The 16,572-nt window shown below is 37.1% G+C and carries 17 protein-coding genes, 1 tRNA gene and 1 pseudogene; 18 read left to right on the top strand and 1 reads right to left on the bottom strand.

Annotated elements, in window-relative coordinates:
- Nucleotides 1-215 precede the first annotated feature (215 nt).
- The 5 genes and pseudogenes from rsmG to D1953_RS16980 all read left to right on the top strand — a co-directional run bounded on the left by rsmG (nucleotide 216) and on the right by D1953_RS16980 (nucleotide 4,480).
- Nucleotides 216-918: pseudogene (gene rsmG / locus D1953_RS16960) on the top strand (16S rRNA (guanine(527)-N(7))-methyltransferase RsmG).
- A gap of 147 nt (nucleotides 919-1,065) precedes the next feature.
- Entirely contained in the window at nucleotides 1,066-1,926 is an 861-nt protein-coding gene (noc, locus tag D1953_RS16965; RefSeq protein WP_119118351.1) for a nucleoid occlusion protein, read from the top strand.
- Between the two features lie 211 nt (nucleotides 1,927-2,137).
- Nucleotides 2,138-2,899, top strand: a complete 762-nt coding sequence (locus D1953_RS16970; protein ID WP_119118367.1) for a ParA family protein — start codon at nucleotides 2,138-2,140, stop codon at nucleotides 2,897-2,899.
- The gene (locus D1953_RS16975) at nucleotides 2,892-3,755 is read left to right on the top strand and encodes a ParB/RepB/Spo0J family partition protein (RefSeq protein ID WP_119118352.1); all 864 of its coding nucleotides are present in this window, start codon (nucleotides 2,892-2,894) and stop codon (nucleotides 3,753-3,755) included. The genes D1953_RS16970 and D1953_RS16975 overlap by 8 nt, the downstream gene beginning before the upstream one ends.
- 20 nt (nucleotides 3,756-3,775) lie before the next feature.
- Nucleotides 3,776-4,480: a DUF554 domain-containing protein gene (locus D1953_RS16980; protein ID WP_119118353.1), complete on the top strand. Its 705-nt coding sequence runs from the start codon at nucleotides 3,776-3,778 to the stop codon at nucleotides 4,478-4,480.
- Between the two features lie 212 nt (nucleotides 4,481-4,692).
- On the opposite strand, the gene yyaC is transcribed toward D1953_RS16980, so the two are convergent.
- A complete protein-coding gene (yyaC, locus tag D1953_RS16985; protein ID WP_119118354.1) occupies nucleotides 4,693-5,322 on the bottom strand; it encodes a spore protease YyaC in 630 nt (209 codons plus the stop codon).
- 280 nt (nucleotides 5,323-5,602) lie between these two features.
- Here yyaC and D1953_RS16990 point away from each other — a divergent pair, with 280 nt between their 5' ends.
- The 13 genes from D1953_RS16990 to D1953_RS17050 all read left to right on the top strand — a co-directional run bounded on the left by D1953_RS16990 (nucleotide 5,603) and on the right by D1953_RS17050 (nucleotide 16,571).
- On the top strand, nucleotides 5,603-6,457 hold the full coding sequence (locus tag D1953_RS16990) for a mechanosensitive ion channel family protein (RefSeq protein ID WP_119118355.1): 855 nt from the start codon (nucleotides 5,603-5,605) through the stop codon (nucleotides 6,455-6,457).
- A 2-nt stretch (nucleotides 6,458-6,459) separates the two neighbouring features.
- Nucleotides 6,460-6,657 carry a DUF951 domain-containing protein gene (locus D1953_RS16995; RefSeq protein ID WP_119118368.1) on the top strand — a complete coding sequence of 66 codons (198 nt, stop codon included), beginning with the start codon at nucleotides 6,460-6,462 and terminating at the stop codon, nucleotides 6,655-6,657.
- 116 nt (nucleotides 6,658-6,773) lie between these two features.
- Nucleotides 6,774-7,874, top strand: coding sequence for a redox-regulated ATPase YchF (gene ychF, locus D1953_RS17000; RefSeq protein ID WP_119118356.1), 1,101 nt, complete (start codon nucleotides 6,774-6,776; stop codon nucleotides 7,872-7,874).
- A 224-nt stretch (nucleotides 7,875-8,098) separates the two neighbouring features.
- Nucleotides 8,099-8,386, top strand: coding sequence for a 30S ribosomal protein S6 (gene rpsF, locus D1953_RS17005; protein ID WP_119118357.1), 288 nt, complete (start codon nucleotides 8,099-8,101; stop codon nucleotides 8,384-8,386).
- A gap of 71 nt (nucleotides 8,387-8,457) precedes the next feature.
- Complete coding sequence (ssb, locus tag D1953_RS17010; protein WP_119118358.1) at nucleotides 8,458-8,982, top strand: single-stranded DNA-binding protein; 525 nt, start codon at nucleotides 8,458-8,460, stop codon at nucleotides 8,980-8,982.
- Between the two features lie 39 nt (nucleotides 8,983-9,021).
- Complete coding sequence (gene rpsR / locus D1953_RS17015; RefSeq protein ID WP_119118359.1) at nucleotides 9,022-9,261, top strand: 30S ribosomal protein S18; 240 nt, start codon at nucleotides 9,022-9,024, stop codon at nucleotides 9,259-9,261.
- Between the two features lie 165 nt (nucleotides 9,262-9,426).
- The gene (locus tag D1953_RS17020) at nucleotides 9,427-9,519 is read left to right on the top strand and encodes a YjcZ family sporulation protein (RefSeq protein WP_119118360.1); all 93 of its coding nucleotides are present in this window, start codon (nucleotides 9,427-9,429) and stop codon (nucleotides 9,517-9,519) included.
- A gap of 149 nt (nucleotides 9,520-9,668) precedes the next feature.
- Complete coding sequence (locus tag D1953_RS17025; protein WP_119118361.1) at nucleotides 9,669-10,610, top strand: YybS family protein; 942 nt, start codon at nucleotides 9,669-9,671, stop codon at nucleotides 10,608-10,610.
- A 35-nt stretch (nucleotides 10,611-10,645) separates the two neighbouring features.
- A complete protein-coding gene (locus tag D1953_RS17030; RefSeq protein WP_119118362.1) occupies nucleotides 10,646-12,616 on the top strand; it encodes a DHH family phosphoesterase in 1,971 nt (656 codons plus the stop codon).
- The gene (rplI, locus tag D1953_RS17035; protein ID WP_119118363.1) at nucleotides 12,613-13,062 is read left to right on the top strand and encodes a 50S ribosomal protein L9; all 450 of its coding nucleotides are present in this window, start codon (nucleotides 12,613-12,615) and stop codon (nucleotides 13,060-13,062) included. The genes D1953_RS17030 and rplI overlap by 4 nt, the downstream gene beginning before the upstream one ends.
- A 354-nt stretch (nucleotides 13,063-13,416) precedes the next feature.
- Complete coding sequence (dnaB, locus tag D1953_RS17040) at nucleotides 13,417-14,781, top strand: replicative DNA helicase (RefSeq protein ID WP_119118364.1); 1,365 nt, start codon at nucleotides 13,417-13,419, stop codon at nucleotides 14,779-14,781.
- Between the two features lie 244 nt (nucleotides 14,782-15,025).
- Nucleotides 15,026-16,312 carry an adenylosuccinate synthase gene (locus D1953_RS17045; RefSeq protein ID WP_119118365.1) on the top strand — a complete coding sequence of 429 codons (1,287 nt, stop codon included), beginning with the start codon at nucleotides 15,026-15,028 and terminating at the stop codon, nucleotides 16,310-16,312.
- A gap of 183 nt (nucleotides 16,313-16,495) precedes the next feature.
- A tRNA-Lys gene (locus D1953_RS17050) sits at nucleotides 16,496-16,571 on the top strand.
- The last annotated feature ends 1 nt before the right edge of the window (nucleotide 16,572 follow it).

A 16,572-nucleotide genomic window follows, 5' to 3' on the forward strand; every position in this document is an offset into this window, starting at 1 on the left:
TCAAAAAGATGTGCGGAGTTCCGCCCCTCTAAAATCAACGAGGTATGGAAGTTATAACGAATGAATCTAGAATATTAGTTGAAGAACAAAGGCGGCGCGAACGAAGCGCACATGAATAAAGGCCTTAAGCTGGATGAAGTGATTCTCAAACTTAAGGTTAATCAAAAAGATGTGCGGAGTTCCGCCCCTTTTCCTATAAAGGATGGAATAAATAGATGAATATTGAACAATTTCAGCAAGCATTAGAAGGGAAGGGAATTACCCTTTCGGCACAACAGCTTGAGCAATTTGAAACATATTACAAGTTGCTCGTGGAATGGAACGAAAAGATGAATTTAACGGCTATCACAGATAAAGAGGAAGTCTACTTAAAGCATTTTTATGATTCAATTAGTGCCTCTTTTTACTTTGATTTTAACAAGCCTTATCATCTTTGTGACGTAGGAGCTGGAGCAGGGTTTCCAAGCATTCCACTTAAGATTTGTTTCCCTAATATTCAGGTATCAATTGTCGATTCACTGAATAAACGTATTTCTTTTTTAGACCATTTGGCTAATTCTTTAAAGCTAACAGGTGTGAAATTCTATCATGATCGTGCAGAAACATTTGCCCAAAAAGCAGAGCAAAGGGAAACGTACGATATCGTGATGGCACGTGCTGTTGCTCGAATGTCCGTTTTAAGCGAACTTTGTTTACCGCTTGTAAAAGTAGACGGCACCTTTATTGCAATGAAAGCAGCAAGTGCCAATGAAGAAATAGAGGTTGGAAAGAAAGCAATTGTTACACTTGGTGGAAAAGTCGAGGAAGTTCACTCCTTCTCTTTACCAGAAGAACATAGTGATCGTTAAAAAGATCAAAAATACACCCAAAAAATATCCTCGAAAGCCTGGTACACCAAATAAACAACCGATTGAATAAGCGAATTACTAGCAAATTTCAACGAATACAAGCCCCGATTTTTGTTAGCTATTAAGACAAGTCAATGGGAAATGACAAATTTGTGCAGGACTTGTCAAGTTAATAGAGAATATGTTAATTGGGAGTTTTAAAAGGTGGTGTATGGAGATGAAGCATCCTTTTTCGCGGTTCTTTGGATTTGGTGAAAAGGAAGAACAACTAGAGATAGAGACACCTAGCAGTCAAGAAGGCATCAGGGAAATTTCCATTTCTGAGATTGTGCCTAACCGTTATCAACCAAGAACTGTTTTTAATGAAGAGAAAATTGCTGAACTAGCTCAAACCATTCATACACATGGGATTATTCAACCGATTGTTGTTAGAGAATATGAGCAAGGGAAGTTTGAAATTATTGCTGGTGAGCGTCGTTACCGTGCAATGAAGAAGTTAGGCTGGGAAAAAGCCCCTGTTATTGTGAAAGAATTTAATGATGCTGAAACAGCCTCCGTTGCTTTAATTGAAAATTTACAACGTGAAGAATTAACACCAATCGAAGAAGCTATTGCCTATGGTAAGCTAATTGAATTACATAGTTTAACCCAGGAAGCATTAGCTCAAAGACTTGGTATCGGGCAATCTACAGTTGCGAATAAACTCCGACTACTTAAGCTTCCACAAGAAGTTCAAGATGCTCTTCTTCAAAAACAAATTACTGAACGGCATGCCCGCTCGTTAATCCCTTTGAAAAATCCGATGATGCAGGTAAAGCTTTTAGAAGAAATTATCGAGAAGGGTTTAAATGTCAAGCAAACAGAAGAATGTGTAGTTAAACTACTCTCCAATTCTAATCAAAAACCGAAACCAAAGCCAAAGCGTAAAGCTTTTAGTAAAGATATGCGAATTGCGGTCAACACGATTCGCCAATCTTTAAATATGGTTACAGATAATGGAATTAATGTAGATACAGAAGAAGAAGATTTCGATGATTATTATCAATTTACAATTAAAATACCGAAGAAAAGACCTTAAATAGTGAGCGGCTTGGTAATCTTGGATTACCAAGCTTCTTTTTCATTAATTCTGTGTCGTTTTTAGTATAGCGAGGAAAGGGTCATTAAAACAAATCTATGTGAAAAGGTAATCTAATAAATAACCAATATTTATAAGATTTTAGTAAATTATTCATGATAAAATAGATAATAGATAGAGAGATAGATTTGTGTCGAAAGTAGGTGACTTTGTGGGTAGGATTCTTGCCATTGCGAATCAAAAAGGCGGTGTCGGAAAAACGACAACAACCGTTAATCTTAGTGCTTGTTTAGCCTATATAGGAAAAAAAGTACTGCTTGTAGATATTGATCCACAAGGAAATTCAACAAGTGGTGCAGGGATTGATAAATCGGATGTGGAACAATGTATTTACGATGTATTAGTGGATGATGTGGAAGCAAGTGCTGTCATTAAAGAAACGAAGATTGAAAATCTAGATGTCATTCCAGCATCGATTCAGTTAGCAGGAGCTGAAATTGAACTTGTGCCAACCATTTCAAGGGAAATTCGTTTAAAGCGGGCTTTAGAAGAGGTTGCTAAGCAATATGATTATATTTTGATTGATTGTCCGCCATCATTAAGCTTGCTTACGTTAAATGCACTTACTGCTGCGGATGCTGTCTTAATTCCTGTACAATGTGAATACTACGCCTTAGAAGGTTTAAGTCAGCTGCTTAACACGGTTCGAATTGTGCAAAAGCACTTAAATCAGGATTTGAGAATTGAAGGTGTTTTACTCACGATGTTTGATGCTAGAACAAATTTAGGTATTCAAGTTATTGATGAGGTAAAGAAATATTTCCAAGATAAAGTCTATCGTACAATTATTCCACGAAATGTTCGTTTAAGTGAGGCGCCAAGCCACGGAGAACCGATTATTATATATGACCCAAAGTCAAAAGGGGCGGAGGTTTATCTAGAATTGGCAAAGGAAGTGGTAGTAAATGGCTAGAGGACTTGGCAAAGGGATTAATGCATTGTTTAATAATGTTGAAAAGGTTGAAGTCGAAAAAGATGAAGTTATTAAAGAAGTGAAGTTAAAAGAATTAAGACCGAACCCTTACCAGCCAAGAAAAATCTTCGATGAAGAGGCAATTGAAGAACTAAAGCAATCCATTCTTGTACATGGTATTTTACAGCCTATTATTGCCCGGAAAAGTATTAAAGGCTATGAGATTGTTGTCGGTGAAAGGCGATACCGTGCAGCAACAGAGGCTGGTTTAAAAACTGTACCTGTTGTGGTGAGGGAATTTAGCGAGCAGCAAATGATGGAGATTGCTGTTTTGGAAAATTTACAAAGAGAAGATTTAAATCCAATTGAGGAAGCGTTTGCTTATCAACTATTACTAGAGCGATTAAATATCACTCAAGATGAACTGGCAAAGCGTCTTGGAAAAAGTCGTCCCCATATTACCAATCATGTTCGACTATTAACATTGCCGGAAGAAATTCGAAATTATATTTCAGAAGGCAAGATTTCAATGGGGCATGGACGAGCCTTGCTTTCTTTAAAGAAAAAAGAAAAATTAAATATAGTTGTTTCAAAGGTGATGCAAGAAAAGATGAATGTTCGTCAATTAGAACGATACATTCAGCAATTAAATGAGGGCGTTTCACGTGAAACAAAGAAAAAAGAGCAAACAAAGAAAGATATTTTTATTAAAGAGTATGAAACGAATCTTCGTGAGAAATTAGGGACAACTGTGACAATTAAACAAAGTAAGAAAAAAGGAAAAATTGAAATCGAATTTTTCTCTCAAGAAGATTTAACTCGTATATTAGAATTAATTAATCAAGAGAATGGATAATAACAACTGGCGGAGAGATTATGGTCTTATTAGGAACATTAGTGAATGCAGCATGTATTGCGATCGGAGCAATTGTAGGTAGGTTTCTACAAAATATTCCTGAAAAAGTGAAAGAAACTGTAATGAGCGGGATTGGTTTAGCAGTCGCTGTTATGGGATTACAAATGACCTTTAAAAGTGAACAATATTTAATTGTTATTTTAAGTATTGTAATCGGAGCAGTCATTGGAGAATGGATTGATATAGAGAAACATTTAAATGCGTTAGGAAAATGGATTGAAAGTAAAATGAAACAAACAGAAGGAATGTCTGTTTCACAAGGGTTTGTGACAGCGACGCTTATCTTTTGTATTGGAGCAATGTCTATTTTAGGTGCTTTAGATAGTGGAATTCGGAATGATCACACAGTGTTAATTACAAAGGCCATTATTGATGGATTTACAGCGATTATTCTTTCGAGTACATTAGGAATTGGCGTTTTGTTTTCAGCTGTTCCTATTATTTTGTATGAAGGGGTTATTGCTCTTTTAGCAACACAAATTGATCGGTGGATTCCATCGGGGCTGATGGACATGTTTATTGCTGAAATGACAGCTACAGGCGGGTTAATGATTGCTGTTATTGGGCTGAATATTATAGGATTAACCAAAATTAGAGCTGCTAACCTGCTGCCTGGAATTTTAGTCGTTGGTATATTCGTATCGTTTGTTTATTTATTTTTATAATATGGAAAAGGTTTTGTTAAATAATGTCGTTGATTTTTGACTCATTCGTGTGAAACCATGGTTTTATACGAATGAGCCAAAATTGTATCAATCAACAATATTCATTAATGATAGCCATGAAAAAAAGGAAAGACGGGGATTTCCCACACCTTCCCTTTTTGGGGTCATTAAATATGCTGCGTGAGTCGGTAAAACCACTCACGTTTTTTCATTTATAACGTTTTTTCTTGATTGATGGACCAAGGAAGTGGTTGAAAATTATGTTTGAGGTTAAATTGAAGCTGGGTGGAGTGAATGCCATCTGCAATTGTTCTAGCCATATTTAGCACAAGGTTTAAGCGGGTATTTTGTAAAACCATGAATTCCATAAACCCACTAACATTTACGATTCCTGTGATATGGGCATGACCGACAGATGGTAGCTCCTTATTAACTCCAGCCCCTGGTTTAACAGGCCCTTCTCCAATTTGGACAATGCCAACACTTCTTACTTTACCGAGACAAGCGTCAATTCCAATAATAAATGGATTAGTATGCAGCTTCTCAATTTCAGCTAACTTTTCCTCTAAGTTCATGGCATGAATGGGTTCTGCTAACGTACCGTATACATAGAAGGAAGAGGTAGACGTCTTTTTTTCTTTTAAAAGTGTACCAACTAGTGGGCCAAGAGAATCACCTGTTGAACGATCTGTACCGATGCATACAAAGACAATGGGTTGGAGTTTTTCTTTGGGAAGAAGATTTAGTAATTCTTTTGATATTTTGTATGATGCATCTGAGTCCTCGTGTAGAATGCGGCTCAGTCTATTGTCATGATTAAATATACTAGAATTTATCGTCATAGGCCCCACTCCTTTCTAAAATGATTAGTAATCAGTATACGGCAAAAAATGGAAAATTATACGTACAAGTAGCTAAAATGAGGGATGTTAAGCGGAAGTATATGGTTCTTTATTAAGAATATCCTAATAGTATATATTAAAGAGGGTCCCAATATATTCCTGCAGACTTATAAAAAAATATCGTTTTACTATGTTATTGTGTATAGCTTTTTGTAGAAAAAGAGTTTATTGATGATAAAATAATATAGATTGTTTTATTGAAAGAGATAGGTGGGAATGTATGGATTATTCAGCGCGTATGTATAATCAATTTATGGATAAAATTTCAAATGAGGCGACATGGATAGCCCTAACAGACACGATTATTAAAATTATCCTTGTATTGGTGCTATCAAAGGTCATAATTACAGTGGCAAAAAAGACACTTCGTAACATTTTTCTTGTTCGAGCAAAAAGCCCGCTTCGGACAAATGAACGAAGAGAAACGACATTATTAAAGTTACTAGAAAATATTATTACATACGTAATTTACTTTATATCCGCCATTATGATTCTAGAGTACTGTGGATTTGCTGTAAAAGGATTGCTTGCTGGGGCGGGGATTGTTGGACTTGCTGTTGGTTTTGGAGCGCAAAGCTTGGTCAAAGATATAATTTCCGGTTTTTTTGTTATTTTTGAAGATCAGTTTTCCGTAGGAGATTATATTAAAATTAATACGTTTGAAGGTGAAGTCCTTGAAATTGGACTGCGAACGACAAAGTTGAAAAGTAAGACAGGAGAGTTACATCTTATTCCGAATGGAAGTATTCTTCAAGTGACGAACTACTCGATTTTAAATAGCGTGTCTATCGTAGATATGACTATCGCTAATGATGATCGGCTTGAATTAGCTGAGAAGCTTATATATGAGAAATTAGGTCAGTTAGAAAGAAAAGTAGATGAAATTGTGAAAGTACTGGAGCTTGAGGAAAGTGAAATACTTGACTCGGGTGAAATTGTTCTTAGAATTACTACGGAAACGCAACCAACCAAGCAAGATGAAGTCAGTCGTTTGATTAGGAAAGAATTAAGGCCTGTTTTAGATGAGTTTGGCATAAAATCAACGTTAGATAGTGGCGAGGAAGGATCGGTGTGAGCATGGAAGAGAAAGAATTTGCATTATATGATGTTGTGGAAATGAAAAAGCCGCACCCTTGCGGTGTGAATAAGTGGAAGATTATCCGTTTAGGAATGGACATTCGTATAAAATGTGAGGGATGCGGCCATAGTGTAATGCTGCCAAGACGGGAATTTGTAAAAAAAATGAAAAAAGTTTTATTGAAGCATGAAGAATAATCATGCTTTTTTTATGGAGATAGTGTAGTCTACCCTAGGAATAGGCTTGTCTTTTTATAATGTGAAATCTATAATTGGGAAAGGTTTAAGTTCGTAATTTAGAGGAGTGAAGATAAATGGCTTTAACAGCTGGTATCGTCGGTTTGCCGAACGTAGGTAAATCGACATTGTTTAATGCAATTACACAAGCGGGTGCAGAATCTGCTAACTATCCTTTTTGTACAATCGACCCAAATGTCGGTATTGTAGAAGTACCTGATCATCGTTTACAAAAACTAACGGAACTTGTACAACCAAAGAAAGTTGTACCAACTGCTTTTGAATTCACGGATATTGCTGGGATTGTAAAAGGAGCAAGTAAAGGGGAAGGGCTAGGAAATAAATTCCTTTCACATATTCGTCAAGTAGATGCAATTTGTCAGGTTGTTCGTTGTTTTGCGGACGAAAATATTACACACGTATCAGGTAAGGTTGATCCAATTGATGATATTCAAGTTATTAATCTTGAGTTAATTCTTGCTGACTTGGAATCTGTTGATAAACGAATTGAGCGAGTAGCGAAAATGGCGAAGCAAAAGGATAAAGATGCTATGTTTGAGCATGAAATTCTTGTTGCTTTAAAAGAAGCGTTAGAGGCAGAAAAGCCAGCTCGTACGGTTGAGTTTACAGAAGAGCAATCAAAAGTGGTTAAAGGAATGCACTTATTAACAATCAAACCAATGCTGTATGTGGCAAACGTAAGTGAAGATGAAATTGCTGATCCGTCTGGAAATGAATATGTACAGCAAGTTCGCGAATATGCAGCTAATGAAGGTGCAGAAGTAATCGTAGTTTGTGCAAAAATTGAAGAAGAGATTTCAGAGCTTGATGGGGAAGAAAAAGCGATGTTCTTATCTGAGCTAGGCATTGAAGAGTCTGGCTTAGATCAATTAATTCGTGCTTCCTACCATTTGCTTGGTCTTGCAACATACTTCACGGCTGGTGTACAAGAAGTTCGTGCATGGACATTCCGTAAAGGCATGAAGGCTCCACAATGTGCTGGTATTATTCATACAGATTTTGAACGTGGATTTATCCGTGCAGAAACGGTTGCTTACGAAGACTTGTTAGCAGCGGGCAGTCACAATGCGGCAAAAGAAGCAGGAAAAGTCCGCTTAGAAGGTAAAGATTATGTCGTTCAAGACGGTGATGTCATCCATTTCCGTTTTAACGTTTAATAACTAGATGAAAATGGATTTCCTTTTTTGGGAATCCATTTTTAACTCTTGTATTAATATGAATGTAGAAGTGAAAACATAGTATCGATTCTTCTAGTTTGAGTACTTTCGTTTTTGTTCGTTGCAAAGCCTAAAAAAACATGCTATAATCTTATCTTGTGAGTAATTATAAATAATTGCTCCTTGCCCAATTGGGCCGCTTAGACCAAAAGGAGGTGACAGTGATGAGAAAATACGAAATTATGTACATCATCCGTCCAAACATTGAGGAAGAGGCTAAAAAAGCTTTAGTTGAACGTTTCAACACAATCCTTACTGACAATGGAGCGGAAACAGTAGAAGCTAAAGAATGGGGTAAACGTCGTCTTGCTTACGAAATCAATGATTTCCGTGACGGTTACTACGTACTTGTTAAAACTGATTCTAATGCAGCTGCGATTCAAGAATTTGATCGTCTTGCAAAAATCAGCGAAGACATCATTCGCCACATGGCAACAAAAGTTGAAGCTTAATTTAACATTTAATATAAATTCCACAATATGTTTCACGTGAGGCATATTCGGTAATGTAGGGGTTGATTCTGATGATGAATCGCGTAGTTTTAGTAGGTCGCTTAACGAAAGATCCTGATTTGCGATATACACCAAATGGAGTACCTGTAGCTACCTTTACTTTAGCTGTTAATCGAACGTTTTCGAACCAGCAAGGTGATCGTGATGCGGATTTCATTAATTGTGTAGTTTGGCGTAAACCTGCAGAAAATGTAGCAAACTATTTGAAAAAAGGTAGTTTAGCTGGCGTGGATGGACGTATCCAAACACGTAATTATGAGGGACAAGACGGCAAACGCGTATATGTAACAGAGATTGTAGCTGATAGCGTTCAATTCCTTGAACCACGAAGCAGTTCAGCGGGTGGAAGAAATGAAGGCGGTTCTTACGGAGCTCAAAGAAGTTATAACGATAACAACTATGATAATCCGTTTGGAGGAAATCCAAATCCAAATCAGAATCAACGCAACAATGATAACTTCACTCGTGTAGATGATGATCCATTCGCAAATGACGGTAAAACAATCGACATTTCCGATGATGATCTTCCATTCTAATACATTTGAAGGTACTAAAATTTGAGGAGGGAAATGAACATGGCAGGTGGACGTAGAGGTGGACGTGCTAAACGTCGTAAAGTTTGTTATTTCACAGCAAACGGAATCACTAACATTGACTACAAAGATGTAGATTTACTTAAAAAATTCGTTTCAGAACGCGGTAAAATTTTACCACGTCGTGTAACAGGTACAAGCGCTAAATACCAACGTAAATTAACGATTGCTATTAAACGCGCACGTACTATGGCATTATTACCATATGTATCTGGTGAATAATTCAAATAAAAAGACACATTGGGAGTTTTCCCAATGTGTCTTTTTTTATAATCTAAGATCTGTTAAATCATATTGTGCACATGCAGGTGTGATATTTATCTAGGTAGCGCATAGGCATGATATAACCTATAGTAAATGTCTCCTTAAAAGTAAGGAGAGGATTTTATGTCAGATTGTAATAGCTTTGGAGTCGGCGGAGGTTTTGTATATATAACTGTTTTATTTATCCTCCTAATCATCGTTGGAGTTAATTTTTGAGGAGGATATGTTGCTGCCTAATCAAATTATGGAACCAAGTTATTGTTTTTAAAATGGGAATATAAGCGATGTTTGAAATTCTATAGTAGAAACAGCTACAATAAAAGCAGTACATAAGAAAATATGTTGGATGGAGAGGATGTGAAGGATTGAATAAAGGAAAGAAAATCGCTGAAGGCGGTATGCTTTTAGCTCTGTACAGTATTTTATTATTTATAACGATAAATATCCCGTTCCTAGGAATGATTACTTTTTTCTTGTTACCCATCCCTTTTGTATTAGTAATGATTAAAGAAACCATTTCTTGGTCAATCGGGTTTTTAGCTGTGGCCTCTGTACTGGGGATCGTTATTGGAACTATTTTATCCTTGCCTACCGTTTTGTTAACGGGAGTACTGGGAATCGTTATCGGATATCATGTGAAACATAATAAATCAACAATTCAGATGTTTATTAGTTCAGTTCTTGCTTTTTTAGTCGGGAGTTTACTTATCCTTATTGCCACGAATATCATATTAGACATCAATGTAGTAGATGAAACGTTAACGATGGTTGAAGAATCGATGGAAACATCCTTTGATATGATGGATATGCTTGGGCAAAATGTAACAGATGATGTGAAGCAGCAAATGCGTGATTCGATTGAGATGATTCCGATGCTGATTCCAAGTATGCTAGTTATTTCTGCAATGGTAATGGCGTATATATTCATTCTAGCTTCTCAACCGTTTATCAAACGATTTAGTGACAAAGTGGTGAAATGGCCGCTTTTTCGTGAACTTCGCCTTCCCAAAAGTATTTTATGGTATTATTTAATTACACTTGTAGCTACTTTTTTCGTGAATACGGATGATCATAGCTATGTGAATATGGCGATATTAAATTTGATGTTTATTTTGCAATTATTTATCCTTTTGCAAGGCTTTTCACTTGTTTTTTATATAAGTTATGTGAAAGGCTGGGTAAAATTTGTACCTATCTTAATTACCATTGTATCGTTACTAAATCCAATTTTCCTTACTATCGTCCGGATATTAGGTATAATAGATTTAGGATTTCCGTTTCGTGAGGCAATTACGAAGTCGAAGTAGCTTTAGTAAACCAGATGCTTTTAGGAGCTGAAATTATGCCATCTTTTTTTAAGGAGCGTTCGATGCGATCTCCATTATATGGGCTGTTTATTGTCGCTGTTTTATGTATAGGTATGTTTGCGTATTATAATTGGATAATCGCAGCCATTGGAGTAGTTGTCGTATCAGGCTTATTTTATTTGACGATACAAAAAATGATTCTACATCAACGTCGAACAGAAGAGTATATTACAACCTTATCTTACCGATTAAAGAAAGTCGGTGAGGAAGCCTTATTAGAAATGCCGATTGGGATTATGTTAATTAATGACGATCATTATATTGAATGGACCAACCCATTTTTAGCGTCTTGTTTTGCCGAGGATTCGCTCGCAGGAAGGTCGCTGTATGATGTCGCAGAGTCTCTTGTACCGCTTGTAAAGCAAGAAATTGAGATGGACATAGTGACATTAAATGAGCGTAAATTTAAAGTCATTCATAAACGAGATGAACGATTACTGTATTTCTTCGATGTGACAGAGCAAGTAGAAATAGAAAAAACGTATGAAGATGAAAGAACGGTTATTGCAACGATTTATTTAGATAACTATGATGAGTTAACACAGGGCATGGATGACCAACGTAAAAGCAGCCTGAATAGTTTAGTTACTTCTTTGCTTGATAAATGGGCAAAAGAAAATGGCGTGTTTTTGAAACGAACATCATCTGAGCGTTTTATAACAGTCTTCAATGAAAATATTCTTCACCAATTAGAAAAAGGAAAGTTTACAATATTAGATGAGATTCGCGAAACGACAGCGAAGCAAAATGTTCCGCTCACTTTAAGTATTGGTGTTGGTTCTGGTGTTTCCTCTTTACCTGAACTAGGAGCCCTTGCTCAATCAAGCTTAGATTTGGCATTAAGCCGTGGTGGAGACCAAGTTGCAATTAAGCAGTCAAATGGAAAAGTAAAATTCTTTGGCGGTAAAACAAATCCAATGGAGAAGCGCACAAGAGTGCGGGCTCGCGTTATTTCTCACGCTTTAAAGGATATGGTACTTGAAAGCGACAAAGTGATTGTTATGGGCCATAAAAATCCCGATATGGATGCAATTGGATCAGCTATTGGGATTTTAAAAGTAGCTCAAATGAATGAGCGCGATGGATATATTGTCATTGATCGACAACAGCTCGATAATAGCGTTCTTCGTTTAATGGCTGAAATTGAAAATAAGCCGGAATTATATACACGCTTTATTTCACCGGATGAAGTATTAGAAATGGTTACTGATGAAACATTGCTTGTTGTAGTGGATACACATAAGCCATCGATGGTGATGGATGAGCGCGTGTTAAACCGCATCGATAAAGTAGTTGTGATTGATCATCATCGTCGTGGCGAAGAGTTCATTAATCATTCTTTACTTGTTTATATGGAGCCTTATGCATCTTCTACAGCCGAACTTGTGACCGAATTACTTGAATATCAACCAAAACGAAGTAAAATTGATATGCTGGAGTCAACAGCGCTGCTTGCTGGAATTATTGTGGATACGAAAAGCTTTACACTTCGCACAGGCTCACGTACGTTTGATGCTGCGTCTTATTTGCGGGCACGTGGAGCGGATACTGTTCTTGTGCAAAAGTTTTTAAAGGAAGATGTTGATACGTATATTGAACGAGCGAAGTTGATTAAGGAGGTTTCCTTTTATAAGCAAGGAATTGCGATTGCCACCTCTAAAGATAATGCCATTCATAATCAAGTATTAATTGCGCAAGCAGCCGATACACTTCTCTCAATGGATGGAGTGTCAGCGTCATTTGTGATAGCAAAGCGTTCTGAAGACACAGTTGGAATCAGCGCTCGCTCACTTGGTGATATTAATGTTCAAGTGATTATGGAAATGATGAACGGGGGCGGCCATCTTACGAATGCAGCAGCTCAGCAAATTGGCTCTGTTGAAGAAGTAGAAAAAAGATTGTTTGAAGCTATTGATGAATACTTAGAAGGAGGACAAAAAGAATGAAAGTTATATTTCTAAAAGATGTAAAAGGTAAAGGGAAAAAGGGAGAAGTGAAAAACGTAGCGGACGGCTATGCACATAACTTCTTATTAAAGCAAGGATTAGCAGTAGAAGCGAATAATGCAAATATCAAAACATTAGAGGCACAACAAAATAAAGAGCAAGTGCTAGCTGCAGAAGAGTTACAACAAGCAAAAGAGTTGAAAGAAACGTTAGAGAAATTAACAGTTGAGCTTTCTGCAAAGGCAGGAGAAGGCGGCCGATTATTTGGATCGATTACAACGAAACAAATTGCTGATGAACTTCAAAAGAAACATGGTATTAAAATCGACAAACGTAAAATGGATTTACCAGAGGGCATTCGTTCTTTAGGACATACGAAATTCCCAGTGAAACTTCATCATGAAGTAACAGCTACACTAACTGTTCATGTAAAAGAAATTAAGTAAATCTAGTGTGATTTTAAGTAGTAGAAAATTTTACTCCTATCTTATCTGTAGAAAATTGATAAAATAGAGATAGACGAAAAAATGTGATTGGGCAGTACGTCCTTTCACTTTTTTCTTTTTCTATGAATAGTAGATAAAATTGTTATCTTGTCTTACGCTTATTCTTAATAAGGTAAGAGAATATAAATTTTCGATATGTTTTGGTATCTAGCTCCGGGCGCTATCGGTTCTATGGCCTAGATGAGCACTTCAGAAGGCAAAGAACGCCTTAGCGCTTATCATTATGCTTATTGCCGATAAAAGGGGTGCCTTGGGCTTTTCTTAATAACCTCTGAGGACAGGAGGCTCTTAAATATGAATGAACAATTTCAAGATCGTATCCCGCCACAAAATATAGAAGCAGAGCAGGCGGTGTTAGGTGCGATTTTTTTAGAACCTTCGTCATTAACAGTTACGTCTGAGGTATTAATTCCGGAAGATTTCTATCGTAGCGCGCATCAGAAAATCTTTAATGTAATGCTTAAGTTAAATGATGAAGGAAAGGCTGTTGACTTAATTACTGTAACAGAAGAATTGGCAGCCACTAAAAGTTTAGAAGAAATCGGCGGAGTTACGTATTTAAGTGAACTAGCTGGTTCTGTGCCGACTGCGGCTAATGTCGAGTATTATGCACGTATCGTTGAAGAAAAATCATTGCTGCGTCGCTTGATTCGAACAGCAACGAATATTGCTCAAGAAGGATACAGTCGTGAGGATGAGGTAGAGGATTTACTTGGCGAAGCTGAGAAAAATATTATGGAAGTCGCCCAGCGTAAAAATAGCGGTTCATTCCAAAATATTAAAGATGTGCTTGTACGTACCTATGATAATATTGAAGAACTAACAAACCGTAAAGGTGATGTCACAGGGATTCCTACCGGCTTTGCTGAATTAGATCGAATGACAGCTGGGTTCCAGCGTAATGATTTAATTATTGTTGCCGCTCGTCCATCTGTTGGTAAAACTGCATTTGCGCTAAATATTGCTCAAAACGTTGCAACGAAAACGGATGAGAACGTTGCAATCTTTAGCTTGGAGATGGGAGCAGAGCAACTTGTTATGCGTATGCTTTGTGCGGAAGGAAACATTAATGCACAGAACTTACGAACAGGTGCTTTAACGGATGAGGACTGGCGGAAGCTCACGATGGCAATGGGAAGCTTGTCTAATGCAGGTATTTATATTGATGATACACCAGGTGTTCGAATCGGTGAAATTCGTTCCAAATGTCGCCGCTTGAAGCAGGAGAATGGTCTTGGAATGATTTTGATTGATTACTTGCAGTTAATTCAAGGGAATGGCCGCTCAGGTGAAAATCGTCAGCAAGAGGTATCAGAAATTTCACGGTCGCTTAAAGCGTTAGCTCGAGAACTCGAAGTGCCTGTAATTGCCTTATCACAGCTTTCACGTGGTGTAGAGCAACGTCAAGATAAGCGTCCGATGATGTCGGATATTCGTGAATCAGGAAGTATTGAACAAGACGCTGATATCGTTGCGTTCTTATATCGAGATGACTACTATGATAAAGAATCCGAGAATAAGAATATTATTGAAATTATTATTGCTAAACAAAGAAATGGTCCAGTAGGTACTGTCTCGCTTGCTTTTGTTAAGGAATATAATAAGTTCGTCAATCTAGAACGTCGTTTTGATGACTCTAATATGCCGCCAGGAGCGTAGAATAATCCTCGCCTCACGTTTAGTGGGCGGGGATTATTTTATATCGTGAATAAAAGTTCAAAGGAATTGAAAAAGACGAGCAATGATAGAGGCAGTACCCTCTATTAATATAGAAATATACGAACAAAGATTTTGTAGAATTTTATAATGTTCGGAAGTTTATTGACTTTCCATTTCTCTTCTTGGTAAAATAGGTTTGTTTGATAAGGAATAGTTAGTGAACCTTTGGAGGTGCTTTAATAAAATGTCATCAGTTGTAGTCGTTGGTACACAATGGGGAGACGAAGGTAAAGGTAAAATTACAGATTTTCTATCCGAAAGCGCGGAAGCCGTTGCACGTTATCAAGGTGGTAATAATGCAGGGCATACGATTAAGTTTAACGGAGTAACATATAAACTTCACCTAATTCCATCAGGGATTTTTAATAGTGATAAAATCTGTGTCATTGGTAATGGGGTTGTAATTGACCCAAAAGCTCTTGTTACAGAGATTGCTTACCTGCATGAGCATGGAATTAGTACAGATAATCTTCGTATTTCTAATCGTGCGCATGTAATTCTTCCATATCATATTAAATTAGATAGAGTAGAGGAAGATCGCAAAGGTGCAAATAAAATTGGAACAACAATAAAAGGGATCGGACCTGCATATATGGATAAAGTCGGGCGTGTTGGTATCCGTATGGCAGACCTTTTAGATCGTGAAATTTTCGAAGAAAAATTAACAAAGAATCTTGTTGATAAAAATCTTCTGTTCGAACGTTTTTATGAAACAGAAGGATTTAAAGTTGAAGATATTTTAGATGAATATTATGAGTACGGACAACAAGTTAAGCAATATGTTTGTGATACATCTGTTGTTTTAAATGATGTACTTGATGAAGGAAAACGCGTATTATTTGAAGGTGCTCAAGGAATCATGCTAGACATTGACCAAGGTACATACCCATTTGTTACTTCATCTAACCCTGTAGCTGGTGGTGTAACAATTGGTTCTGGTGTGGGTCCAACAAAAATTGACCATGTAGTAGGTGTATGTAAAGCCTATACAAGCCGTGTTGGAGATGGTCCATTCCCAACTGAATTACATGATGAAATTGGCCACCAAATTCGTGAAGTAGGCCGTGAATATGGTACGACAACAGGAAGACCACGCCGCGTAGGTTGGTTTGACGCTGTCGTTGTTCGTCATGCTCGTCGTGTAAGCGGTATTACAGATCTTTCTTTAAACTCTATTGACGTATTAACAGGGCTTGAAAAAGTGAAAATTTGTGTTGCTTACAAATATCGCGGTGAAACAATCCAAGAATATCCTGCAAGCTTAAACGCAATTTCAGAATGTGAGCCAGTATATGAAGAGCTTCCAGGCTGGACAGAAGATATTACAGAATGTAGAACACTAGAGGAGCTTCCAGCTAATGCACGTAAGTATGTAGAGCGTGTATCTGAATTAGTCGGTGTTCCATTAGCTACTTTCTCTGTAGGTCCTGATCGTACACAAACAAATGTTGTTAATAATCCTTGGAGGTAATAATTGCATAGATGATAAAAGGCTGGATATCCAGCCTTTTGTCATGTAGTAAATAGAGGTTTATGCTGCTCAATAAATCAAAAAATATTTTTATGAAAATTTATATAGAAATAGTATTGCTTTTTTATATAATATCGTGATATTATAATAAGCGTCGTCAGAAAAGAAAACGACTTAGAAAATGAGTCATTAGCTCAGTTGGTAGAGCATCTGACTTTTAATCAGAGGGTCGCAGGTTCGAATCCTGCATGACTCACCAT

Source organism: Peribacillus asahii (genome assembly GCF_003570725.1).
GTDB classification, from domain to species: Bacteria; Bacillota; Bacilli; order Bacillales; family DSM-1321; genus Peribacillus; species Peribacillus asahii.